Source organism: Plantactinospora sp. CA-294935 (genome assembly GCF_050936445.1).
Taxonomy (GTDB): domain Bacteria; phylum Actinomycetota; class Actinomycetes; order Mycobacteriales; family Micromonosporaceae; genus Plantactinospora.
The window spans coordinates 7,963,868-7,985,572 of sequence record NZ_JBNJMU010000001.1; the positions used below are offsets into that span (position 1 = coordinate 7,963,868).

At 68.6% G+C, this 21,705-nt stretch carries 20 protein-coding genes and 2 pseudogenes; 12 read left to right on the forward strand and 10 right to left on the reverse strand.

Translation table 11 applies throughout. The features are described 5' to 3' along the window. Positions 1–215: 215 nt before the first annotated feature. Positions 216–1,787, reverse strand: coding sequence for a trypsin-like serine protease (locus ACQEVC_RS35000; protein WP_432886484.1), 1,572 nt, complete (start codon positions 1,785–1,787; stop codon positions 216–218). 164 nt (positions 1,788–1,951) lie between these two features. Between ACQEVC_RS35000 and ACQEVC_RS35005 the strand changes: the two are divergent. From ACQEVC_RS35005 to ACQEVC_RS35015, 3 genes and pseudogenes are all read left to right on the forward strand, one after another. After that, positions 1,952–2,461: pseudogene (locus ACQEVC_RS35005) on the forward strand (transposase family protein); the annotation flags it as partial. Positions 2,462–3,311: 850 nt separating this feature from the next. Continuing rightward, on the forward strand, positions 3,312–3,437 hold the full coding sequence (locus ACQEVC_RS35010; protein ID WP_432886487.1) for a hypothetical protein: 126 nt from the start codon (positions 3,312–3,314) through the stop codon (positions 3,435–3,437). Between the two features lie 90 nt (positions 3,438–3,527). Beyond that, on the forward strand, positions 3,528–4,121 hold the full coding sequence (locus ACQEVC_RS35015; protein WP_432886490.1) for a class I SAM-dependent methyltransferase: 594 nt from the start codon (positions 3,528–3,530) through the stop codon (positions 4,119–4,121). On the opposite strand, the gene ACQEVC_RS35020 is transcribed toward ACQEVC_RS35015, so the two are convergent. Further along, positions 4,122–4,484 (reverse strand): hypothetical protein, encoded by a 363-nt coding sequence (locus ACQEVC_RS35020; protein ID WP_432886493.1) that lies wholly within the window; start codon positions 4,482–4,484, stop codon positions 4,122–4,124. It lies immediately after the preceding gene. 333 nt (positions 4,485–4,817) lie between these two features. Here ACQEVC_RS35020 and ACQEVC_RS35025 point away from each other — a divergent pair, with 333 nt between their 5' ends. Then, complete coding sequence (locus tag ACQEVC_RS35025; RefSeq protein WP_432886496.1) at positions 4,818–5,510, forward strand: TetR/AcrR family transcriptional regulator; 693 nt, start codon at positions 4,818–4,820, stop codon at positions 5,508–5,510. Between the two features lie 171 nt (positions 5,511–5,681). On the opposite strand, the gene ACQEVC_RS35030 is transcribed toward ACQEVC_RS35025, so the two are convergent. Beyond that, positions 5,682–5,981, reverse strand: coding sequence for a hypothetical protein (locus tag ACQEVC_RS35030; protein ID WP_432886499.1), 300 nt, complete (start codon positions 5,979–5,981; stop codon positions 5,682–5,684). Between the two features lie 48 nt (positions 5,982–6,029). Between ACQEVC_RS35030 and ACQEVC_RS35035 the strand changes: the two are divergent. The 6 genes and pseudogenes from ACQEVC_RS35035 to ACQEVC_RS35060 form a co-directional block, all read left to right on the forward strand. Next, a pseudogene (locus ACQEVC_RS35035) lies at positions 6,030–6,431 on the forward strand (PQQ-dependent sugar dehydrogenase); the annotation flags it as partial. A 429-nt stretch (positions 6,432–6,860) separates the two neighbouring features. Continuing rightward, positions 6,861–7,310 (forward strand): (2Fe-2S)-binding protein, encoded by a 450-nt coding sequence (locus tag ACQEVC_RS35040; RefSeq protein WP_432891887.1) that lies wholly within the window; start codon positions 6,861–6,863, stop codon positions 7,308–7,310. Further along, positions 7,310–8,290, forward strand: a complete 981-nt coding sequence (locus tag ACQEVC_RS35045; protein WP_432886502.1) for an FAD binding domain-containing protein — start codon at positions 7,310–7,312, stop codon at positions 8,288–8,290. The genes ACQEVC_RS35040 and ACQEVC_RS35045 overlap by 1 nt, the downstream gene beginning before the upstream one ends. After that, positions 8,287–10,491 carry a xanthine dehydrogenase family protein molybdopterin-binding subunit gene (locus ACQEVC_RS35050; protein WP_432886505.1) on the forward strand — a complete coding sequence of 735 codons (2,205 nt, stop codon included), beginning with the start codon at positions 8,287–8,289 and terminating at the stop codon, positions 10,489–10,491. Before ACQEVC_RS35045 ends, ACQEVC_RS35050 begins: the two co-directional genes overlap by 4 nt. A gap of 347 nt (positions 10,492–10,838) precedes the next feature. Beyond that, positions 10,839–11,996 carry an XdhC family protein gene (locus tag ACQEVC_RS35055; RefSeq protein WP_432886508.1) on the forward strand — a complete coding sequence of 386 codons (1,158 nt, stop codon included), beginning with the start codon at positions 10,839–10,841 and terminating at the stop codon, positions 11,994–11,996. 164 nt (positions 11,997–12,160) lie between these two features. Beyond that, entirely contained in the window at positions 12,161–12,346 is a 186-nt protein-coding gene (locus tag ACQEVC_RS35060; RefSeq protein WP_432886510.1) for a twin-arginine translocation signal domain-containing protein, read from the forward strand. A gap of 199 nt (positions 12,347–12,545) precedes the next feature. On the opposite strand, the gene acnA is transcribed toward ACQEVC_RS35060, so the two are convergent. Further along, positions 12,546–15,089, reverse strand: a complete 2,544-nt coding sequence (acnA, locus tag ACQEVC_RS35065; protein ID WP_432886513.1) for an aconitate hydratase AcnA — start codon at positions 15,087–15,089, stop codon at positions 12,546–12,548. 122 nt (positions 15,090–15,211) lie between these two features. On the opposite strand from acnA, the gene ACQEVC_RS35070 reads away from it, so the two are divergent. Together ACQEVC_RS35070 and ACQEVC_RS35075 are read left to right on the forward strand one after the other, a co-directional pair. Next, the gene (locus tag ACQEVC_RS35070) at positions 15,212–15,883 is read left to right on the forward strand and encodes a GntR family transcriptional regulator (RefSeq protein WP_432886516.1); all 672 of its coding nucleotides are present in this window, start codon (positions 15,212–15,214) and stop codon (positions 15,881–15,883) included. Then, entirely contained in the window at positions 15,876–16,412 is a 537-nt protein-coding gene (locus ACQEVC_RS35075; protein ID WP_432886519.1) for an SGNH/GDSL hydrolase family protein, read from the forward strand. Before ACQEVC_RS35070 ends, ACQEVC_RS35075 begins: the two co-directional genes overlap by 8 nt. Positions 16,413–16,421: 9 nt before the next feature. On the opposite strand, the gene ACQEVC_RS35080 is transcribed toward ACQEVC_RS35075, so the two are convergent. The 6 genes from ACQEVC_RS35080 to ACQEVC_RS35105 are packed head-to-tail and all read right to left on the reverse strand — an operon-like array spanning position 16,422 to position 21,702. After that, positions 16,422–16,787 carry a cupin domain-containing protein gene (locus tag ACQEVC_RS35080; RefSeq protein ID WP_432886522.1) on the reverse strand — a complete coding sequence of 122 codons (366 nt, stop codon included), beginning with the start codon at positions 16,785–16,787 and terminating at the stop codon, positions 16,422–16,424. 59 nt (positions 16,788–16,846) lie between these two features. Further along, positions 16,847–18,205, reverse strand: coding sequence for an aldehyde dehydrogenase family protein (locus ACQEVC_RS35085; protein WP_432886525.1), 1,359 nt, complete (start codon positions 18,203–18,205; stop codon positions 16,847–16,849). Further along, a complete protein-coding gene (locus tag ACQEVC_RS35090; RefSeq protein ID WP_432886528.1) occupies positions 18,202–19,233 on the reverse strand; it encodes an isocitrate/isopropylmalate dehydrogenase family protein in 1,032 nt (343 codons plus the stop codon). Before ACQEVC_RS35090 ends, ACQEVC_RS35085 begins: the two co-directional genes overlap by 4 nt. A gap of 35 nt (positions 19,234–19,268) precedes the next feature. Continuing rightward, the gene (locus ACQEVC_RS35095; RefSeq protein ID WP_432886531.1) at positions 19,269–20,072 is read right to left on the reverse strand and encodes a hypothetical protein; all 804 of its coding nucleotides are present in this window, start codon (positions 20,070–20,072) and stop codon (positions 19,269–19,271) included. Positions 20,073–20,083: 11 nt separating this feature from the next. Then, positions 20,084–20,917, reverse strand: coding sequence for an ABC transporter ATP-binding protein (locus tag ACQEVC_RS35100; RefSeq protein WP_432886534.1), 834 nt, complete (start codon positions 20,915–20,917; stop codon positions 20,084–20,086). Further along, the gene (locus ACQEVC_RS35105; RefSeq protein ID WP_432886537.1) at positions 20,914–21,702 is read right to left on the reverse strand and encodes an ABC transporter ATP-binding protein; all 789 of its coding nucleotides are present in this window, start codon (positions 21,700–21,702) and stop codon (positions 20,914–20,916) included. The genes ACQEVC_RS35100 and ACQEVC_RS35105 overlap by 4 nt, the downstream gene beginning before the upstream one ends. Positions 21,703–21,705 lie beyond the last annotated feature (3 nt).

A 21,705-nucleotide genomic window follows, 5' to 3' on the forward strand; every position in this document is an offset into this window, starting at 1 on the left:
GTGGCGTGTTCGGCCCTCGACGGCGTGTGCGGGCCTCGTCACCTTCGGCTGTGGGAGGTTTGCAGCCTGATCACCAGGACAACTCCCACGGCGAGCAGGCCAGATCGGCCGCGATGATGCCGGCGGGTCCGAATCCGGTGGTGGGGGGCTTGGCCCGGCGGTGGTGTTGGCTGGGTCAGCGCTAGTGGTCACCAGGGCCGCTGTGCGGGTCGTGGTCACCAGAGTGGGCCGTTGTGGTGGCCAGGGCGAGCCGTGGCACCGGTGAGGGTGCAGTTCTGGCGGGACAGGTCCAGCTTCGATCCCTTGGTCAGGCAGGCCGCGATCAGGTGAACCTGCTGGCCGTAGCCACGGCCCTGCACGGAGGTCACGTCCCCGTCCGGGTCCACCTCGCAGGGGTTGTTGTCGGTGCACTGTTCGCCGGCGTCGTTGTGGGTGTTGTGGATCCCCATGACCATGGTGCCGTCGGGGGCCAGCAGCGCCGAACCGGATGTACCGTGCCAGGCGGCGCAGTCGTCGCTGGTGGCGTAGCGGATCGAGTCGTCCTGCTGGTAGCCGCCCTCCCGCAGGTGCGGGACCACGGCCTCGGCGGTGCAGGTCAGGCGCCGGCTGGTGTAGGCCATGGTCAGCGGGTCGCCCGCGCGCACCGGGATGGTGGTGAGCCGGAAAACCTTCGCGCCCTCCGCCCGCAACTGCGCGTAGGTCTTGTCCAGACGGTAGAGCGCGATGTCGGTACCGGTCATCGTCGCGTACACCAGCCGGTTCGCGCGGGCGGTGGTCTGGGGGTAGCCCTGACGGTCGGCGATGGCCACCTCGCGATCGGCGGGCTGGTCCACCAGCGCGATGCCGGGCGCAGGCCGCTCTCCCTGCACGCAGTGACCGTTGGTCAGCATCAGTGCCGGGTCCCTCGGCCGGGAGGCGGGGGTGCGGACCACGGAGCCCACACAGCCGTACAGCTCCACCGCGCCTTCCACGTTCGGGATCCGGTCATCGGGTGGCACGTCGGTGCCGGTGATGATGCCGTTGATCCAGTCGGTGTGCCTGGTGACATCGGTGTACAGCGTCGGCGCCTGGTCACCGCTGGGGCCGCTGACCACACCGACCAACGCCCACTCGTCGCCGTCGCGGACCAGCGCGGGCCCGCCGGAGTCCATGTTGCTCGCGGCGACGCTGCCGTCGCGGCTGCCGACGCACAACTCTCCGCTCGGTTCGGCCACCGGACACGCCGAGATCGGCTGCACCACGGTGTCCGCCTCCCGCAGCCGCGTGGGGAAACACTCAGGGCTGCCGCTGTCGTCGCAGGTCATGCCCCAGCCCATGATGCGGACGGGCGTGTTGTCCAGTGGCGTGGTCGAGGCGATCCGCACGGGCTTGGCCCGAACCGGGGTCCGCAGGTGCAGCAACGCGAGGTCCTTGCCCCAGAAACCCCCCTCATCGTGGTTAGTCGCCAGCCGGTAGTAGTGGTCGACCTCGGCAACCTCGCCGCCTGAGGTGGTGTCCAGCGACCCGACCCGCACCCTCCAGCCACGCGGGACCCCCACCTTCGCGTTGGTCGGGTTCTTGCCCGCGCAGTGGCTGGCGGTCAGTACCCATTGCGGCGCAAGGACCTCCACCCCACATCCGTGTTTGTCCGGGCGCGGTGGCGCGGGAAACGACGGCTGGAACGAGCCCATGAACGAGTAAGCCTGGGTTGATTCGGTGCCACCCACGATGGCCTGCGCCGGAAAGGCGGCCAGCAGGGGTGCGGTCAGCGCGAGCACGACACCAAGCAGCAGAGAACGACTTCGCATGCTCCTCACCATCCTCGGTCGATGTCCACGTAGCGCGATCACCGTGCAACAGTCTTGACACAACCACCCGAGAACGACCCTAGGATGTCTTGTTGCTCGCTCGGCGTCCTTTATGGAGGACCGGGCAGGATGGGCGGTGCAGGTGATCAGGTCAGCCGTCCGGAGTGGTCTTCCCGTTCACCGGTCTGCAACCAGCCCAGTTCCGCAGGCTGGTCCGCCTGGTGGCCGGCGGTAACGCGATCGCCGACGGACGGCCGGGCAGGCCGTGCGCGCTGTGCCTGGCCGACCGGGTCCTCCTGCGGCCGTATACTGCCGAACCAACCTGACGATGCGCCAGATCGGCCCGCTGTTCGGGCGTCGCACTCCGTCGCACACCAGGTCGTCGACACCCTCGGCCCGCTCCTGGCACTCGCCCCCGTCCGACGGCGACGGGTCGACCAGATCGCCATCATCGACGGCACCCTGGTCCCGACCAGGGATCACCGCCTGGCCGCCCCGAGCAGGAACTACCGCTACCCGACCAGGGTTCACCGCCTGGCCGCCCCGAGCAGGAACTACCGCTACTCGGCCAACCTGCAGGTCGCCATCGACACCCACACCCACCTGGTCATCGCTCTAGGCGCCCGCAGCCCGGCAACCGCAACGACACTGTCGCCTACCGCACCTCCGGCATCGACCAGCAGCACCGGGATGCCCGGGAAGACGTCCACGGGACCGAGGACGGCCATGCCTTCACCGCAGACAACCCAGTGCTCCGGGAAAGTCGTTGCGGGTGCCCACATTTGGGTGGTTGGAGTGGACGCGCCCGATGGTGGAAGGCGGGACGGGCACGTGGTCGGGGCCGCGATGGGCGCGGTGGTGGTTGGCTGCCGCTCGTACACCGCGATCGGTGAATGGGTTGCTGACCTGCCCGATGAGGTCGCGACGAGGCTCGCCGTCGTTCCGGCACGCCGGCCGTCCGAGGCGATGATCCGCAGGCTGTTGCAAGCTATTGACCCTGCCGGCTGTGCGTAGTGATCGCCGTCTGGCTGACCCGGCCGGGAGTTGGCCGCATAGTTGTCACTGCCGACGCGCTGCATTGTCAACGAGACCACGTCACCTACCTGGCCGCCCGCGGCGCGCACTGGATCCTGACCGTGAAAGGCAACCAGCCTCACCTGCACGCCCAGTTGCGCGCCTGCTCTGGCGGGCTGTGCCGGACGGCCACCGCGACACCGACCGCGGTCACGGCCGCGCGGAGATCCGCACCACCAAGGTCCTAACCCTCGCCAGCGGCATCGACTTTCCGCGCGCCGCACAAGCACTGCGGATCCGGCGCCGCCGTCGCACACTCGATCAGCCAAGGCGCTGGACGACCGAAACCGTCTACGCGATCACCGATCTGCCCGTTACCAGGCCAGACCCGCGCAACTGGCCGGCTGGATCCGCAGCCACTGGTCGATCGAGAACAAAGTCCACCGGGTCCGCGACGTCACCTACGACGAAGACCGATCCCAGGTTCGTACCGGCACCGGAGCGCAAGTCATGGCCGCCCTGCGCAACGCCGCCATTAGCGCGCTACGGCTGGCTGGCTTCGCCAACATCGCCGCCGCCAACCGCCACCACGGCCGTGACACCAGCCGACCGCGGGACTTGTTCGGCATCACCTGACGACCTTGCCGCAGCCCGAAGAACCGTGCCCGAACCCGTGGCGAAGTCACCTGCCCAGACTTTGTCGGTGGCAGGCGGCAGGATCGCCTCATGACGGAGTACGGGCCACAGTTCTGGGACGAACACGCGGCTAGCTTCGACGAGGAAGCTGACCACGGCCTACGAGATCCCGCCGTGCGCCAGGCCTGGCAACAGCTGCTGCTGCCACTACTGCCCACCGCACCAGCCACGGCCATCGACATCGGCTGCGGCACGGGCAGCCTCTCGGTGCTATTGGCCCAAGCCGGACACCACGTCCACGCGGTCGACAGCGCTCCCCAAATGCTCGACCTCGCCAGGCGCAAGGCGGCCGACACCGGCGTCGCGGTGGCCTTCATGCAGGCAGACGCCGCACATCCGCCATTCGCGCCTTCATCATTCGACGTCGTACTGGCCCGCCACGTGCTCTGGGCCCTACCCGAACCCGATGCAGTCCTGACGCGATGGATCAGCCTGTTACGGCCCCATGGGCAGCTCATACTCATTGAGGGGCGCTGGTCAACCGGTGCCGGACTGCCCGCCAAGCACTGCCGATCACTCGTTTTGCGTCACCGGCGGCGGGTCGACGTCCGAATGCTCAACGACCCAGCGCTATGGGGCACAAAGATCACCGACGAACGATACCTACTCCTCAGCCACCACTGATCACCAACGCAGCACCACACCGGCCGGCCGAACCGACACGAGCTCGGTCACCTTCAGACCGAACTGGACACCCACCACGACATTGCCGAGGCCCTGGCAGACAACCCTCTCCGCGTGAACGGCCAGATCCGATTCGAGATCGGACGACGTATCGACTACATCTTCGTCCGCGCCGATCAATGGGGCCGACGCTTGGCATAACCAGGTCAACAAAAGGCGGGTATCAGAGGAGAAGGGTCCGATCGGAAGCGTGGGCGATGGCTCGATGTCACCCCGACGGATGCCGCCGGTGACATTCTCCAACTGAGGCTCATGCCTCCGCCGGCTGAGCCAGGCAAAGAACTCGACGATCGCGTCGGTCATCGGGCACCCTCCCTACCGGGTCGTCCGCTCGGCTCGACGGCGGCGAAAGGTAGCGCGGCGGCCAGCGGTTAGCTGCGTGGGCAAGCTCACCGAGCGCGGGCATCACCCCGACGAGGATGCCCACGCATCACCTGGCAAGGACGAGGTTGGTGGCCGTCGTCGCCGGCCGGCGCCGCCGTACCGGCAGGTTCCTGACGGTCGGGTGCCGGTGACCGTGGGCAGGGCGTCGTGAGTTCCGGGTGAGATTGGTTGCGCGTCACCGGCATATCGCTAACAGTGCGGCGTTATCGCCGCTATTGGCGCTACTGCGCCTCTATTGTTATCGTTGCTAGCGTGGAGCGGGATCTCACGCGTGAGCGGATCATCAAGGCGGCGTCCGACCTGCTCGCTGAGGGTGGACGGGAGGCGGTGTCGACCAGGGCGGTCTGCGCCGCAGCGGGGGTGCAGTCGCCGACGCTCTACCGGATCTTCGGGGACAAGAACGGGCTACTCGACGAGGTCGCCAGCCACGGATTCGAGAGCTACCTGGCCGACAAGACGGCTCTGGCGCAGACCGACGACCCGGTCGAGGATCTGCGGCGTGGCTGGGATCTGCACGTCGGTTTCGGTCTCGCCAACCCGGCCTGCTACTCGCTGATCTACGGCGAGGCCCGGCCGGGCGTCCAATCGCCGGCCGCCCAGCGCGCCTCCGCCGTGCTCGCCAAGAAGGTCAAGCGCATCGCCGAGGCGGGCCGGCTGCGGGTTGGCGAGGAACGGGCCGCCCACTTGATCCACGCCGCGGGCTGCGGCATGACGTTCACGCTGATCTCGCTGCCGGAGGAGGAGCGCGACCCGGCGCTGTCCATAATGGCCCGCGAGTCGATCATCGTCGGCGTCACCACTGACGGGCCCGGCGCCGCCGGGAACAGTCCGACCAGCATCGCGGTGGCGCTGCGTGCCGTCGCGCCGCAGCTGACCATGCTCACGGCCGCCGAGCGCGGCATGCTGACCGAGTGGATGGACCGCGCCGCCGCAGCGGACCAGTGAGCAGCAGGCGACCATGAACCTTCTTCGCGCGTGCCGGCGCCACCGCCGGTGACGTGATCCCGTTGCCGAACGGACTCCGCTTCGGCGCCATTCCCCTTTGTGGCACCGCTGCTGGCTGACAGCCGAGGGGTTGTGCGGCCGCGATCAGGCCAGGTCTAGCGCCGCTACCAGTCAGGCGTTGCCAACGACACGCGACTGCGTTATCGTCGCCATGTTGGCATCGCTAACACGGAGGAGTGGAACTTTGCCTCGTTCCGTCCCGCTGAAGGCGTGCACCATTGCGGCGCTCGGCCAGTCGACCTTCGTGGCCGGCTGCTCGGCCACCACGCCCGCACCCGGCAGCGGTTCCGGGGCTAGCTCGTCGCAGCCGGTGATGACGGGAGGGCTCGTGCCCGCACGGATCACGAAGGTGGCTTCCGGGCTGAAGATGTCGTGGAGGCTGGCGTCCCAACCGGACGGTTCGGTTCTCATCTCCGGCCGCGCGTCCGGTCAGATCCACCGCATCCCGCCGCGCGGCGAATGCCCGACGCCGGTCGGTGCGGTACCCGGGTCACCCGGAGCGCCGAGGGGAGTCTGTTGGGCCTCGCCACCTCGCTTCGATTCGCTGAGGACCGCGCCGTCTACGGCTACGTGTCGTCGTCGCCGACCAACCGGGTGGCGGCCTTGCGTATCGCCGAAGGCCTGCGCTCGCTCACCCAGGAACGCGTCGTGCTCGATGGGATCCAACCCGTCAACCGGCACCACGGCGGCCGCCTGCGCTTCGGCCTCGATGGCAACCTCTGGATCGGCACCGGCGACGCCTTCGAACCAGAGAACGCCGCCGGCCAGACCACTCTCAACAGCACAATCCTACGCATCCGCCCCGGCAGCGGCGGCCCCGACGACAACCCCACCGACACGGCGATCTACTCCAGCCAGCACCGCAACGTCCAACGGCGGCAACGGCTCTGGCAACTGCCCGTCAGCAGCCCCTCCGGCGCAGGAGAACCGATCGCCCACTACGTCGGCGAGTCCAAGCGCATCCGCACCATCGAGGTCGCCCCGGACGGAGCCTTCTGGATCACCACCTCCAATACCGATGGGGCGACCTGGGACGGCACCCCACCCACCCCGACCGGGCAGCGATCGCATCCTCCGCATCGAACTCAATCCCGCCCCGACTCCTTCCGAGAGGTGAGTAGCATGTCCGGCGAAGAATCCTCCTCGGCGTTCGCGCCGACCAGGCGCACCGTCATCAAGGCGGGTGTGGCCATCACCACCGCCGCAGCAACACCAGCGCTCGCCTGGCCTGGCGAGGGTGAGGCCGCCGTCGAACCGCCCGCCGCAGTCGCGAACCCGGTACCGGTATCGCTGAAGATCAATGGCCGGGTACATGAGCAGACGCTCGAACCGCGGGTGACGCTGCTCGATGCCCTGCGTGAGCGGATCGGTCTTACCGGCACGAAGAAGGGCTGTGACCGCGGCGAGTGCGGGGCCTGCACGGTGTTGGTGGACGGGCGGCGGATCAAGTCGTGCCTGACTCTCGCGATCATGCAGGAGGGCCATGACATCACCACGGTGGAAGGCCTGGCCCGCGGTGACGATTTGCATCCCGTGCAGGATGCCTTCATCCAGTACGACGGTTTCCAATGTGGTTTCTGCACCCCCGGCCAGATCATGTCGGCCGTTGCCTGCATCGACGAAGGGCACACCGGATCCGACGACGAGATCCGCGACTGGATGAGCGGCAACATCTGCCGCTGCAGCTGCTACCCGAACATCGTGGCCGCTGTCCGCCAAGCCGCTAGGGAGATGTCCTGATGGATGGTTTCGCCTACACCCGCGCCGACCAGCCTGAGACCGCGGTCCGCCTGGCCGCCCAGCCGCGGGCGGACTTCATCGCCGGTGGCACCGACCTGCTCAACCTGATGAAAGACAGTGTGGAGCGCCACAACCACTTGATCGACATCAACTCGTTGCCGCTTTCCGGGGTACGGGAGACCGGTGGCAGGATCGAGCTCGGCGCGCTGAGCCGGATGAGCGACGTGGCCGTCCATCCGGCCGTTCGCCGCGGTTTGCCGGTGCTGTCGCAGGCACTGCTGGCCGGCGCCTCGCCGCAGCTACGCAATATGGCGTCGATCGGCGGCAATCTGCTGCAACGTACCCGATGCTGGTACTTCCGGGACGCCACCATGCCGTGCAACAAGCGGGAGCCGGGCAGTGGTTGTCCGGCCATCGAGGGCCTGAACCGGTGGCACGCCATCCTCGGCGGCAGTGACCACTGCATCGCGGTTCACCCTTCGGACCTGGCGGTGGCCTTGACCGCCCTGGGTGCAACGGTGCACACCCTGAGCGTCGATGGCCCGCGCAGCATCCCGGTGGCCGACTTCTACGTGTCTCCGGGGCACACCCCGCATGTGGAGACCGTCCTGCGCCCGGGTGAGCTGATCACCAGAGTCGACGTACCCGTGACCGAGCTGGCCGCCGGCTCGCGGTACCTGAAGGTGCGAGACCGGGCGACGTTCGAATTCGCCGTGGTCTCCGTCGCGGCTCTGGTCCGGATGGGCGGCGGCGTGGTCCGCGAGGTCCGTCTGGCGTTCGGCGGCGTCGCCACCAGGCCCTGGCGCTCCGTTGCGGCCGAGCAGGCCCTGATCGGGCGGCCGCTGGACGAGGTCGCGATTCGGGCCGCGGGCGCGGCGCTGGTCCGTGACGCCCAACCACGGGAGCACAACGCCTTCAAGGTTCCGCTGGTCCAGCGGGCCCTGTCCGACATCCTCAACCAGTTTGGGAGGAACCGATGAGCGCTTCCGTGGTCGGCCGGCCGATCGCCCGGGTAGACGGCGTCGCTAAGGTCACCGGAGCCGCCCGGTATGCCGCGGACGCCGACGTTGCCGGGGTGACCCACGCCGTTCTGGTCATGAGCGCTGTCGCGCGTGGTCGCATCACCGCCCTCGACACCGCCGCCGCGGCGTCCTACCCCGGGGTGCTCGGCGTCTTCACCCACCAGAACCTGCCCCGCCTCACCGTCCCTCCCGCGAACATCACCGCCGGCTTCTTCAAGCGCTTCATACCCGTGCAGGACGACCAGATCCGGCACGCCGGCCAACCCGTCGCGATCGTGGTGGCGCAGACCCTGGAACAGGCCCAGGAGGCGGCCACCCTGGTCGACGTGACGTACCAGGCCGAGACGCCGAAGGTCGTGCTCGCCGACGGCATGGACGAGGCGTACGTGCCGCCGCCCGGCGCTGACGGCACCAACGACTACGTGCGCGGCGATGTCATCGCCGGGTTGGCGAAGGCACAGGTCAGGGTGGAGGCCACGTACACGACTCCGCTGCAGCACCACAACGCGCTGGAACCGTCGGTCACGGTCGCGGCCTGGGACGGCGACCGGCTGACCGTGCACGAGTCGGCCCAGGGCATTTCCCTCAGCCAGAACTCGCTCATGCACGCATTCGGGCTGCCCGAGGAGAACGTCCGGGTCATCTCGAAGTACGTCGGCGGCGGGTTCGGTGCGAAGGGCCCGGTATGGCCGCACACCCTGCTCACCGCGGCGGTTGCCCGGCAGGTCGGACGGCCGGTCAAGCTGGTGTTGTCGCGGGCGCACACCTACACCTCGAACGGTCACCGCGCGGAGACGCATCAAACGCTACGGGTGGGCGCCACCCGTGACGGTCGGCTCACCGCGCTTGAGCACATTGTCACGCAGCAGGTGTCGCGCACCGAGGAGGCGATGTTCAACAGCTCGGAACCAATCCGAATGCTCTACACCTGCCCGAACCTGCGGTCGACACTACGGGCCGTCCGCCTGGACCTGCCGACGGGCTCCTTCGTCCGTTCGCCGGAGGCCGCGACCAGTCACGCCCTGGAGTCCACGCTCGACGAGCTGAGCTACGCGGTGGGTATGGACCCGGTCGAACTCAGGCTCCGCAACTGGTCGGCCGTCAACCAGGAGACCGGCGAACGCCACGGCAGCAACTTCCTTCGTGAGTGCTACCGGCGGGGCGCGGAACGCTTTGGCTGGTCGCGCCGCAACCCCCGGCCCGGTTCCATGCGCGACCGTGACGGGCTGATCGGCTGGGGCATGGCCACCGCCGCACACACCGCGGGCAACCGCCCGGGAGCGGCGGCCTCCGTGACAATCACCCTGGACGGCACCGCCCAGATCCGATGCGGCACCCAGGACCTCGGCACCGGCACGTACACGGTGATGCAGCAGGTCGGCGCTGAGGTGCTCGGTCTGCCGCTGCGCGGGGTCGATTTCGATCTCGGCGACACGAACTTCCCGGCGGCGTGGTCGTCCTCGGCGTCGGCGACCGTGCCGGGCGCCGGCGGCGGCGTCGTACGCGCCGCGACCACGGCCCGCAACCAGGTGATCGCCGTCGCTGTGGCCGACTCGGGCAGCCCGCTGCACGGCGTCCCACCCGATCGGATCAGCGTCGCGGATGGAGTTCTGTTCGTCACCGACCGGCCCTCGCGGCGCATCAGCTACCGCGAGGTGATGCGCCGCCATGGCACACCGATCGCGGTTACCAGCAATCCGGTCCCCTCGCCGTTGGGCTACTCGGTCGGTGCGGTCTTCGTCGAGGTCCACGTCGCCCCCGTACTGGGGCGGGTCCAGGTACGCCGCATCGTCGCCGTCTTCGACCCCGGCCGCGTCCTCAACCGGCGAACCGCCCGCAGCCAAGCCATCGGCGGGGCCATCTGGGGAATCGGGTTCACGCTCACCGAGCACACCCTGGTCGATCCGCACCTGGGCCGCGTTGTCACCCCGAACCTGTCCGGCTACCTCGTACCCGTCAACGCCGACGTGCCGGACATCGACGTCAGCTTCATCGACCAGCCCGACCCGGCCAGCCCGGCGCTCGGCGCCCGCGGCTTCGGCGAGACCCCGATGACCGGGGTGACCGCCGCCATCGGCAACGCTGTGCACCATGCCATCGGCCGCCGCATCCGCGACCTTCCGATCACCCAGGACAAGGTCATCGCGGCGATGTCCTGACCACGCAACGAGACGCAGAACCTGCTCGCGTGGTGATGCCCGGTCCGGCGGTTCACCGACGATCACCTCCGGACCGGCGTATCGCATGCGGGTTCGGCCGGCTACCGCCCGGCCGCCCGACCACGGCATCAGCCGATGCCCCCGTGGCTACAACGAGGACGTCGGCCGGCTGCTCGGATCGATCGCCGGGGAGCGGCTCGGTGTGACCGAGGTTCGCTTCGCCTACGGGGAGCCGCTGATCCCACCGGGGTTCCGGGCATCGGCGCACATCGACGGCCACACCGCGCTGTCCGGCGTGACGTTTGCCGGTTGCCCTGTGACCGACGGCCTTGAAGGAGGGCATTCGCGTGCTCGATATCGCAGAGCAGCTGAACCTATGGCACGGCGCGGGCCGCGCCTTTGCCGTGGCCACGGTGGTCGGCGTGTCTGGGAGCGCACCACGTGGTCCGGGCGCGGCGCTGGCCGTCGACGTCGACGGCGAGGCCGTTGGCAGTATCTCGGGTGGCTGTGTGGAGGGCGCGGTCTACGAGCTGTGCCAGGAGGTGCTGAGCACCGGGCGGCCGGCGTCAAAACGCTTTGGTTACAGCGATGCCGACGCCTTCGCCGTCGGACTGACCTGTGGTGGCCTCATCGACGTCTTCGTTCAGCAGGTCCCACCCGGCGCCTCGGCCGGGATGGACGCCGCGCTGGCCTATCTCCGCTGCGGCACTTCGGTCGCCCTCGTGCGCTGCATCGCCGGACCCGACGGTCTGCTCGGCGCCACTGTCGCGGTCACGACCGACACGAACCACGGCTCGTTCGAGCGCCCTGAGCTGCAGCGAGCAGCCCTGCTGCACGCGCGCGCCATGCTGGACACCGGGCGGACCGGCCAGGTGGTCCTCGCGCTGGACGGCCGCCCCTGCGACCCGGGCGTGCAGAACGCGGCGACATTCTTCGTGGAGTCGTACGTGCCCGCGCCTCGAATGATCGTCTTCGGGGCCATCGACTTCGCGGGCGCGGTCGCCCGCGCCGGCAAGTTCCTCGGCTACGACGTCACCGTCTGCGACGCCCGCCCAGTGTTCACCACCGAGCGCCGGTTCCCCGACGCGGACCGCGTGGTGGTCGACTGGCCGCACCGCTACCTCAACGCCGAGGCCGCGGCCGGCCGGTTGGACCCACGGACCGTACTCTGCGTGCTGACCCATGACGAGAAGTTCGACGTGCCACTGCTGGAGAGGGCGCTGCGCACGCCGCTGGCCTACGTCGGTGCGATGGGCTCGAGGCGTACCCACCTGGAGCGGCTGAAGCGGCTGCGCGAGATCGGGCTGACCGAGTTGGAGATCAACAAACTGCGCTCTCCCATTGGCCTGGATCTGGGCGCGCGCACCCCCGAGGAGACCGCGATCGCGATCGTCGCGGAGATCGTCGCCTGCCGTCGCGGCGGCGGTTGCCTGCCGCTCAGCGACCACGACGGACCGATCCACCACGACCACCCGATAGGCAATGAGGAGCAGCCCGCAAGATAGGCCGACTGGCAGGACGGTGACTGGCTGCGGTCGCGACAGTTAACCAGGATATTTACCAGGTTCTCATATCGCCCCAGGATGCGCGACCTCACCGTGAAACGCTTAACTTTTGCAGAGCAAATCGAGTATTCAGCTTCCGTATATGAGGAGATGACAAGGACGTCATGGATTCTGGATCCGCTTCACACTCTCGTCGTGGTGTACTGCGAGCCGCTGCTGTCGGCGCAGCAGTGCTGGTGCCGGGCGCAACGCACTCTGAGCGGGGCACGTCGGACAGGTTCAGACCGGGGCGACCGGTTCTGCTGCGCGCGGGGACGGTTCTAACGATGGACAGCAGGCTCGCGTACTGACCGACGCTGATGTCCTGGTCAAAGACGAGCATATCGCTGCGGTCGGTCACCGTCTCGCAACGCCCGCCGCGGGCAGGTACGTCGTCTGCCTCCTCCGGCCGGCCACGATCGGTGCGTTGCCGGTTCCGCACCTGACGAGGGGTATAACACGGATTGGCGAGGATCGCCGCGACCGCGCGAGGCCGACAAGGCGACGTGCTCAGCGGCGCGTTCCGGCCAACCGGTCCAGGACCAGCCGCAGGAGCCCACCGCCTCGGTAGATCTCCCGTTCCCGGGCGGTGTCCAGCCTGACGACCACCTCGAACTCCCGTTCGTCCGCTCGAACCCTGACCGTCGATGCGAAGTCCACTTCGGTCAGACCCCCGATCGTGATCACCTCGCGCCCGGTCAGGCCGAGAGTCCGCGCATTCTCGCCCGGGCGGTACTGCAGCGGCAACACCCCCATGCCGATCAGGTTCGACCGATGGATCCGTTCGAACGACTCGGCCAGGACGGCGCGCACGCCCAACAGTGCGGGACCCTTCGCGGCCCAGTCGCGAGATGACCCGGTTCCGTACTGCGCGCCGCCGAGCACGACCAGGGGCACGCCAGCGGCGCGATAGGCCATGGCGGCGTCATAGATGGTGCGCATCTGCCCCTGCTCGGCGAGACTCAGCGTGTAGCCGCCTTCGACGCCTGGTACGAGGTGGTTGCGTAGCTGAACGTTCGCAAACGTGCCTCGGACCATCACCTCGTGGTTGCCGCGCCGGGAGGCGTAGGTGTTGAAGGCGTGCCGCCGTACTCCGCGGACCGCGAGGTACTGTCCGGCCGGGGAGTCCACCGGGATCGCTCCCGCGGGTGAGATGTGGTCGGTGGTGGTCGAGTCGCCGAGCTTCACCAGGACCCGGGCGCCCTGGATGTCTGTGACCGGATTCGGTTCCGTTCCGTCCACGAATGGCGGGCGTCGGAGGTAACTGCTGTCCGCGTCCCACGCGAACCGGTCGCCCCCGGCCTGGCCGAGGTTCTCCCACCGGGTGTCCCCGGTGAAGACGGCCCGGTAGGCCGCCGCGAACATCTCCGGCGTGACCACGGACTCAATGATCTTGGTGACCTCGTCCGGTTCGGGCCAGAGTTCGTGGAGAAAGACCGGTGTCCCGTCCTGGTTGTAGCCGACCGGGTCGCGGGTCAGATCGATCCGCATCGTGCCGGCGAGCGCGTAGCTGACCACCAGCGGCGGGGAGGCGAGGTAGTTCAGGCGGACGTCGGGACTGATCCGCCCGGCAAAGTTCCGGTTGCCGGACAACACCGAAGCCACGGTGACTCCCCTGTTCCGTACGGCTTCCTGGAGTTCCTCGACAAGCGGGCCGGAGGCGCCGATGCACGTCATGCAGCCGTACCCGGTCAGGTGGAATCCCAGTTCGTTCAGGAACGGTGTCAGCCCGGCGGCGTCCAGGTAGTCGGTCACCACCCGCGAGCCGGGTGACAGTGTCGTCTTGACCCACGGCTTGCTCCGCAGCCCGCGTTGGACGGCGTTGCGAGCCACCAGGGCCGCGGTGACCATCAGCGGTGGATTCGAGGTGTTCGTGCAGGACGTGATCGCCGCGATGCCCACAACGCCGTGTTCGGCGCCGGAGCGGCCCTCGGCGGCCAGTTCGGCATCAAGGGCCGGAGTCACGGCGGACAAGGCGATTCTGTCCTGTGGACGGCGCGGCCCCGCCAGCGACGGTGACACGGTGCCCAGGTCGAGTTCGATCGTCCTGGTGTAGTCAGCGACGGAGTCCGGCTGGTGCCACAGTCCTTGCTCCTTCGCGTACGCCTCGACGAGCGCCACCTGCTCGGCGGGGCGGCCGGTGAACCGCAGGTACCGGATCGTCTCCTCGTCGATCGGGAAGTACGCACAGGTCGAACCGAACTCCGGGCTCATGTTCGCGATGGTCGCGCGGTCTGGAAGCGACAGCCTGCGCACGCCCTCGCCGTGGAATTCGACGAAGGTGCCGACGACTCCGTGTTCGCGCAGCAGTTCGGTGATCGTGAGCACGAGGTCGGTCGCGGTCGTACCGGCCGGCAGCGCGCCGGTGAGGCGAACGCCCACCACCGGCGGCAACAGCATCGTGACGGCTTCGCCCAACATGGCCGCCTCCGCGTCGATGCCGCCGATGCCCCATCCCAGCACCCCGAGCCCGTTCACCATCGTGGTGTGCGAGTCGGTACCGAGGCAGAGGTCGGGAAACGCCCAGTCGCCGTCGGTCATCACCACCCGTGCCAGGTGCTCCAGGTTGACCTGGTGCATGATTCCTTTCCCCGGCGGCACGACGGCGAAGTTTCGCAACGACGTCTGCGCCCACCGCAGGAAGCGGTAACGCTCGGCGTTGCGCTCGTACTCGAGGTCGACATTGCGTTCGAAGGCTGTCGAGCTGCCGAACACGTCGGCGATCACCGAGTGGTCGACCACGAGTTCGGCCGGTATCCGCGGGTTGACCAGATCCGGGCGCTCGGCGACGTCCCGCATCGCCGCGATGTCCGCCAGGAGGGGCACTCCGTTGGTGTCGTGCAGGAACACCCGTGACGGGCGCAGGTCGACCGCGGTGGCGAACGACCGCTGCGATCCCCAGTCCAACACCGCCTCGATCTGGCTGCGCGGGACGCGGTGGTGGCGCAGCAGGTTCTCCAGCAGGATGCGGATCGTGTAGGGCATCCGGGGCGTCACCAGGTCGGCGATCCCGACGATACGGTAGCGGTCCGGCCCGACAACCAGCTCCGACACTCGCGCTCCCTTCGGACTTCAGGTTATAACCTTGGAGGGTAGTAGCTTCCTGCTGCGAGGCAGCATGGATTGAGACCGGTTCAACAGGTTATAAGCTGTCCGGCGGGAGGAGCACCGAAGCGGTGGCCGACACGTATCCCACCAAGAGCGATTTCGCGTACGCCCTGGTGCGCGACAAGATCCTGACGAACGAGTACGGCCCCGGCGCGGTGCTCAACCAGACCGCCCTGGCCCGCGAACTGAAGATAAGCACCACTCCTCTGCGTGAGGCGCTGCGCAGGCTCAAGTCGGAAGGACTCGTCGAACTGGACGCCCACCGCGATGCCCGGGTGACCGCCCTGTCTCCAGAGGAGGCCCGGGATCTGCTGGAGATGCGACGGGCGCTCGACCCACTGGCCGCCGCGCTCGCCTCGGAACGCCGAGCCAGGTCGGACATCGCGGCGATGCGTGCCGCGTTCGACCGGCTCGACCCGCTGCCGGACCGTCCCGACCGGGCTGATCTCGTGGCTCACCGCGCGTTCCATCGCGCCATCTATACCGCCTCGCACAACGACGTACTCATCACCACCCTCGACGGGCTGTGGGAAAAGGCCGACCGCTACCGCCTGGTCGGTCTGCGGGGCGGACGCGACCAGCCCGAACGCGACGAAACAGCGGCCGAGCACCGCGCCATTCTCGAAGCGGTCATCGCGGGCGACGGCGAACTCGCCGCGAAGGTCATGCGCGAGCACATTGGCGGCAGCCTTGGCGCCAAGGCGGTCTCCCGCCTGGGCGGGAGTGGCCCGCGTGGCTGACGTGATCTTGTTCGGCGACAGCATGCTGGCGCGGTTCACCAAGCCGCACATCCAGCACCTGGAGCGCGAAATCGGACCGGACACGACCGTGTTCAACTGCGCCGCCGGCGGCTGGGACAGTGCGGACGGGGCTGTCCGCGCCGCCGTCCTCGGCCGGCTGAACTGGTCAGTCGTGGTGCTCTCATTCGGCGCCAACGACTGCGCGCCGTGGAAACGTGTGCCGCTCGACCAGTTCACCTCGAACGTCGCGGCGGTATTGTCAGCGTTCGGCAACGCCCGACCGGTGGCGTTCCTGCCACCGTCGATCCGCGAGGTGAACCGGCCCGGCCTCGGTACACGTACCAACCGCGAGCTTGACGCCTACCGCGACGTCCTGCGGGCCGCCGTCGGTCCCGGCGCCAGCCTGGAAACAAGCGCCCACATCGACGTGGGCGGGCTTGACGACGACGGCCTGCATCTCACCGCAGACAGCTACAAGCTACTGATTCCCGCGCTCGCACGCGTCGTGTCAGCACGGGACGAGACGTGACAGAAAGGCTCAGGCCCGGTCGTGCGCCGACAGGTGCGCGAAGGTCTGCCCGGTCGCGATGATCGTGCGCGTGACGTACAGCCCGCCGTAGATCCAGAAAATCCGCATGGTTCCAGAGCCACGGTTGACGAAGCGATGCGGGACACCGGCAGGCACCCAGGTGTTGACACCCACGTCCACGTCGAATTCGTCGTCGCCGATGGTGACGGTGGCCTCGCCCTCGAGCACCAGCACGCACTCTTCCACGTTGTGCGAGTGCAACGGTATGCCGGTGCCCGGGGCGAAGCTGGTCACCCCGGTGGTCATCGACGGCTGCGTCGCGTTCCACTTGCCGATCAGCGGCAGGGTGGCCACCCCTTCCCCCCGGTCGAACACCTCGACCTCGTCCGGCCGGATCAGCAGGCACGGTGCTTGCGGGATGTGTCCCACGGACGCTACCTCCCTTCCTCGGTCCACCAGGTCCTGATGTTGACGAACTCACGAATGCCTGCCGCGGCCAGTTCGCGGCCGTAACCGCTGCGGCCGACGCCCCCGAAGGGCAGCCGTGGATCGGATGCGACCACCGCGTTGACGAAGACCGAGCCCGAGCGCAGCCGCTGTCCCAACGCCCTCCCCGCGGCGGCATCCCGGGTCCACACGCTCGCACCAAGGCCGCCCCGGGCGTCGTTGGCCAGTCGCACGAGGTGGTCCACGTCGTCGGCGGGTACGACCACCGCGACCGGACCGAAGGTCTCTTCCGTCCACACGGGCATGTCCGGTGTCACGTCGGTCAGCACGGTCGGGACGTAGAAGAAGCCGTTCCTGTCCAGTCGACGGCCACCAGTCAGCACCGTGGCTGCCGATCGCGCGACCTGGTCCGCGAGGCGCACCACGAGGTCCTCTCGCGCGAGCGGGCCGATCTGGGTCGCCAGGTCGGTCGGGTCCCCCAGCACCAGGGCGTCGACGGCGTCGGCGAAGGCCGCGCGGAACGCGTCGAAGACTGGACGGGCGATGATGAATCGCTTGGCGGCGATGCAGCTCTGGCCCGCGTTGGCGAAGCGGGCCCGGACCCCGGCGGCGACTGCCGCGGGCAGGTCGGCGTCTGCCATGACGATGAACGGATCGGACCCGCCGAGTTCCAGCACGGATTTTTTGATCGCGCGACCCGCGTGCGCGGCGATGGCCGAACCGGCGCGCTCGCTGCCGGTGACCGTTACGGCATCGATGCGCGGGTCGGCGATCATGCGCGCGACGGCGTCGGGGGTGTCCGGCTCGGACAGGAGTACGACACCGAAGACCCCCGAGGGCAGACCCGCCTCGGCGAACACGTCGGCCAGGGCCATCGCGCACCCTGAGGTGTTGGGCGAGTGCTTGAGCACGGTCGCGTTCCCGGCCAGCAGCGCCGGCGCGGCGAACCGGATCACCTGCCACAGCGGGAAGTTCCACGGCATGACCGCGAGCACCGTGCCGATCGGCTCGTAGCTGACCCAGGCGTTAGGGGTCACCCGCTCGTCCGCGAGCATTCGGTGGCCGTGGTCCGCGTAGAACTCACAGGCGACGGCGCACTTCTCGACCTCGGCGGCCGCCTCAGCCAGGGGCTTACCCATCTCGGTGGTGATCAACCTGGCCAGTTCGTCCTTGCGGCGCCGCAGAACCGACGCCGTCCGCGACAACACCACCGCACGATCAGCCTGTACGGCCCAGGCCGCGCGGGCCGAAGCGGCCGTGGCCAGGGCGGTCTCGACCGCGTCCGCATCCGCGGTTTCGTACGTGGCGATCGGCTGACCGGTCGCCGGATTCACCGTTGTGATCACGCCAGCGCCCCCAGCACCGCCTTGGTCACCGACCTGGTGCCGCTCGACGCGGTCCCGTCGGGGTTCAGACGTATGGCGCCGCTGCGCAGTGCCTCGCGGACCGCGTCACGGATCTTGTCACCCGCCGCCCGTTCGTCGAGGTGGTCCAGCATCATGGCGGTCGCCAGGATCTGGCTCAACGGGTTGGCCCGGTCCTGGCCTGCGATCCCGGGTGCGCTGCCGTGGATCGGTTCGAAGTACGCCCGCGAGTCGCCGATGTTGCCGCCCGGGCAGAGGGCCACGCCCCCGATCGTGCCGCCGCCGAGGTCGCTGAGGATGTCGCCGAACATGCTCTCGGTAACGATCACGTCGAAATGCTCGGGGGACATCACCAGTGCCTGCGCGGCGGCGTCCACGTACTGGCACTCGGGCTCGATGTCCGGGTACTCGGCGGCGACTTCGAGGAACACGCTGCGGAAGAAGTACATGCTGCGCAACACGTTCGCCTTGTCGACGCAGGTGACCCGGCGTACGCCGTCGCCTGGCGCGCCTGACCGATTACGGGCCAGCTCGAAGGCGTACCGGGCGATGCGTTCGCAGCCGGTCCGCGTGACCATGAGGGTGTCGGTCATCGCGTGGTTGTTGCCGACACCCTTGCCACGCGAGGCGTAGAGCCCTTCCGTGTTCTCCCGGACGATCACGTAGTCGATGCCGTCGTCGACCCGCAGGGCCGACCGGACACCGGGCAGCAGAGTGATCGGCCGGACGTTGGCGTACAGGTCGAGCCCGTTGCGCAGGACCCCGCCGAGCAGCCCGGCCTCGGTGCCGTCGGGTAGCCGGACCTCCGGCAGGCCGACCGGTCCCTTGAGCGTCGCGTCCGCTTCCCGGATAACGGCCAGCCCGGCCTCGGACATGGCGGAGCCCGAGGCGCGGTAGGCGCCGGCACCGCCGTGGACCTCGATGAGTTCGATCGGGAAGTCGGCGACGGCGTCGAGTACGGCGAGCGCCGAGTCGACCAGTTCGGGACCGATGCCGTCGCCCTTGATCACCGCGACTTGGTACTTCCTTGCGGACAAAGGAATCTCTACCTTCCGATCAGCTCGCCGAAGAACTTCCGCACCGCGGGCAGGACGCCCGTTCCGCGGTGTGCCACGCCGTCGACGATGTCGAACCTCACGGTGATCCCGTTGGCCTCGAAGTTGCGCCGCAGGGTCTGCAGTCGCTCTATCCGGGTCAGGCCGGTCTTCTCGCAGCCGTCCATCCAGTTCGAGTCCCCAGGGTTGTTGATCTCGAAGGTGTCGGTGTCCTCGCTGCCGATCACCATGTGTACGGGCACGCGCCGAACCGCGTCCATGTCGATGGGCTTGCCGAATCGCTGCTCGAATTCCTTGGTGCCCAGCCACCACGGCAGCGAGTCGTCCAGCTGGGTGATCCGGCCCGGTGCGCCGATCGACGCCGCGGCGAGCCGTTCCGGGTGCAGGAAGAGGAATCGGTGGGTGAACTGGCCGCCGCCGGAGAACCCGTGCAGGTAGAAGCGTTCCGCGGCGACCGGGTAGCGGGCGGCGACCTCTTCTACGATGGTGAGCAGCATGTGGTCGAAGCGGATGCCGCGGTAGGAGATGAACTTGAAGTTGTGTACGTCGTCCGGGTCGATCAGGCCAGCGGGGAAGATCGGTGCCAGGATCACGGCGCCGTACTGGTCGGCGAAGTCCCGCATCGCGGTCCGGTACTTCTGTGCCGTGCGGCCGGTTCCGTGCTGCATCACCACGAGTGGAGCCAGTCTGTCGTCCGGCAGGTTACGCGGAACGTGCAGGCAGTAGTGCAGCCGTGGGTCGACCTGGGACGCGAAGACCGGCGTGGAGCCGTAGGTGTAGAGCACGCTGGTCATGTCAGCTTTCCTCATCGTTCGTGATCGCCTGCGAATGCGGCGCGGAGTTCGGCGACCTGTTCGGGATGCCAGCCGGGTCCGGGCGCGGATGACAGCAACATCTCGGTGTACGGATGCTGCGGCCGGCGTAGCACGTCCGCGGTCCGGCCCTGTTCGACCGCCTGTCCCCGGTACATGACCAGGATGGAGTCGGTGACCTTGCCGACCACGGCGAGGTCGTGCGAGACGAAGACCAGGCTGACCCCGGTGTCCGCCCGGATGTCGGTCAGTAGGGCCAGGATCTGTGCCTGCACGGAGACGTCCAATGCCGATGTCGCCTCGTCGAGCACGAGCACCGCCGGGTTGACCGCGATCGCCTTGGCGATCGCGACCCGCTGCCGTTGGCCACCGCTGAGCTGGTGCGGACGGGACGCCAGCAGCCGCGAGGCCAGCCCGACCCGGTCGGTTAGCTCGGCGATCTTCGCGTCCACCGCGGACCTGTCCGCGAGGTGCCGGTGGAGGACGTCGCGGAGCGCGTTTTCCACCGTCAGCCGGCGGTCCAGCGACCCGTACGGGTCCTGGAAGACCATCTGGATCTCTCTTGCCCGCCGCAGCCGCGCGGCGCGGCCCCGCTCGCCCCATTCCCGGATCCGGCCGTTGAACTCGATCGTGCCCGCGTCCGGACGGGTCAGGCCGACCAGCATGCGGGCCAGGGTGCTCTTGCCCGAGCCGGACTCGCCGACAAGTCCGATGGCCTGCGCACCGCCCAGGCTGAAACTCACGTCCCGGACCGCGACGATCCCAGGGGCGCGGCGGGTGGCCCCGAACGTCTTCGTCAACCCGCTGACCCGGATCACCCCGCTCATCGCCGGGCCTCCGACGGGTCGCGTTCGGGCAGCAGTGGCACGGCCTCGGCCAACGCCTTGGTGTACGGATCGACCGGGTTGGCGAGGATCGTGCCTCCCTTCTGGCTATCCACAATGGACCCGTCCTTCATCACGTAGACACGGTCGCAATACGCAGCGGCGAGGTGCAGGTCGTGCGTGATGAACAGCACGCCCATCTCCCGCTCCCGCTGTAGGCGCCGCAGCAGGGCCAGTACTTCGGCCTGTGTCGTCACGTCGAGCGCCGAGGTCGCCTCGTCGGCCAGCAGCAGTCGGGGTGCGATACTCAACGCGGCCGCGATCACCACACGTTGCAACATCCCGCCGGAGAGCTGGTGCGGATGACACCGCGACAACCTTTCGGTGTCCTTCAGGCCGACCTCGACAAACAGCTCGGCGATCCGGGTCCGGGCTTCGGCCCTGGTCATCCCGTGGACGTGGACGAGTCGCTCGGTGGCCGAGTCGCCGATCCGACGCACCGGGTTGAGCACCGACCGGGGCTCCTGGAAGATCATCGCGGCCATGGTCCGCCGGACCCGACGCACCACGGCGGGATCGGTCACGTCGTTCCCGCAAACCCTGACGCTGCCGGACATCCGCGCGCCGTCGGGCACAAGCCGCAGCGCCGCGCGCGCCGTCGTCGACTTGCCGGAGCCGGATTCTCCGACCAGGCCGACCGTCTCACCCTCGGCGACATCGACCGACACGTTCCGAAGGATCTGGTGATCCCGTACGGACAGCTGAAGGTTCTCGATGGAGAGCAGCATCTG

Excerpts from the sequence above, each read along its gene's own strand:
- ACQEVC_RS35000 (WP_432886484.1), bottom strand. The coding sequence starts at position 1,787 with ATGCGAAGTCGTTCTCTGCTGCTTGGTGTCGTGCTCGCGCTGACCGCA.
- ACQEVC_RS35010 (WP_432886487.1), top strand. The coding sequence starts at position 3,312 with ATGGCCGCCCTGCGCAACGCCGCCATTAGCGCGCTACGGCTGGCTGGC.
- ACQEVC_RS35015 (WP_432886490.1), top strand. The coding sequence starts at position 3,528 with ATGACGGAGTACGGGCCACAGTTCTGGGACGAACACGCGGCTAGCTTC.
- ACQEVC_RS35020 (WP_432886493.1), bottom strand. The coding sequence starts at position 4,484 with ATGACCGACGCGATCGTCGAGTTCTTTGCCTGGCTCAGCCGGCGGAGG.
- ACQEVC_RS35030 (WP_432886499.1), bottom strand. The coding sequence starts at position 5,981 with ATGAGAACCGAACCGTCCGGTTGGGACGCCAGCCTCCACGACATCTTC.
- ACQEVC_RS35045 (WP_432886502.1), top strand. The coding sequence starts at position 7,310 with ATGGATGGTTTCGCCTACACCCGCGCCGACCAGCCTGAGACCGCGGTC.
- ACQEVC_RS35050 (WP_432886505.1), top strand. The coding sequence starts at position 8,287 with ATGAGCGCTTCCGTGGTCGGCCGGCCGATCGCCCGGGTAGACGGCGTC.
- ACQEVC_RS35060 (WP_432886510.1), top strand. The coding sequence starts at position 12,161 with ATGGATTCTGGATCCGCTTCACACTCTCGTCGTGGTGTACTGCGAGCC.
- ACQEVC_RS35095 (WP_432886531.1), bottom strand. The coding sequence starts at position 20,072 with ATGACCAGCGTGCTCTACACCTACGGCTCCACGCCGGTCTTCGCGTCC.
- ACQEVC_RS35100 (WP_432886534.1), bottom strand. The coding sequence starts at position 20,917 with ATGAGCGGGGTGATCCGGGTCAGCGGGTTGACGAAGACGTTCGGGGCC.
- ACQEVC_RS35105 (WP_432886537.1), bottom strand. The coding sequence starts at position 21,702 with ATGCTGCTCTCCATCGAGAACCTTCAGCTGTCCGTACGGGATCACCAG.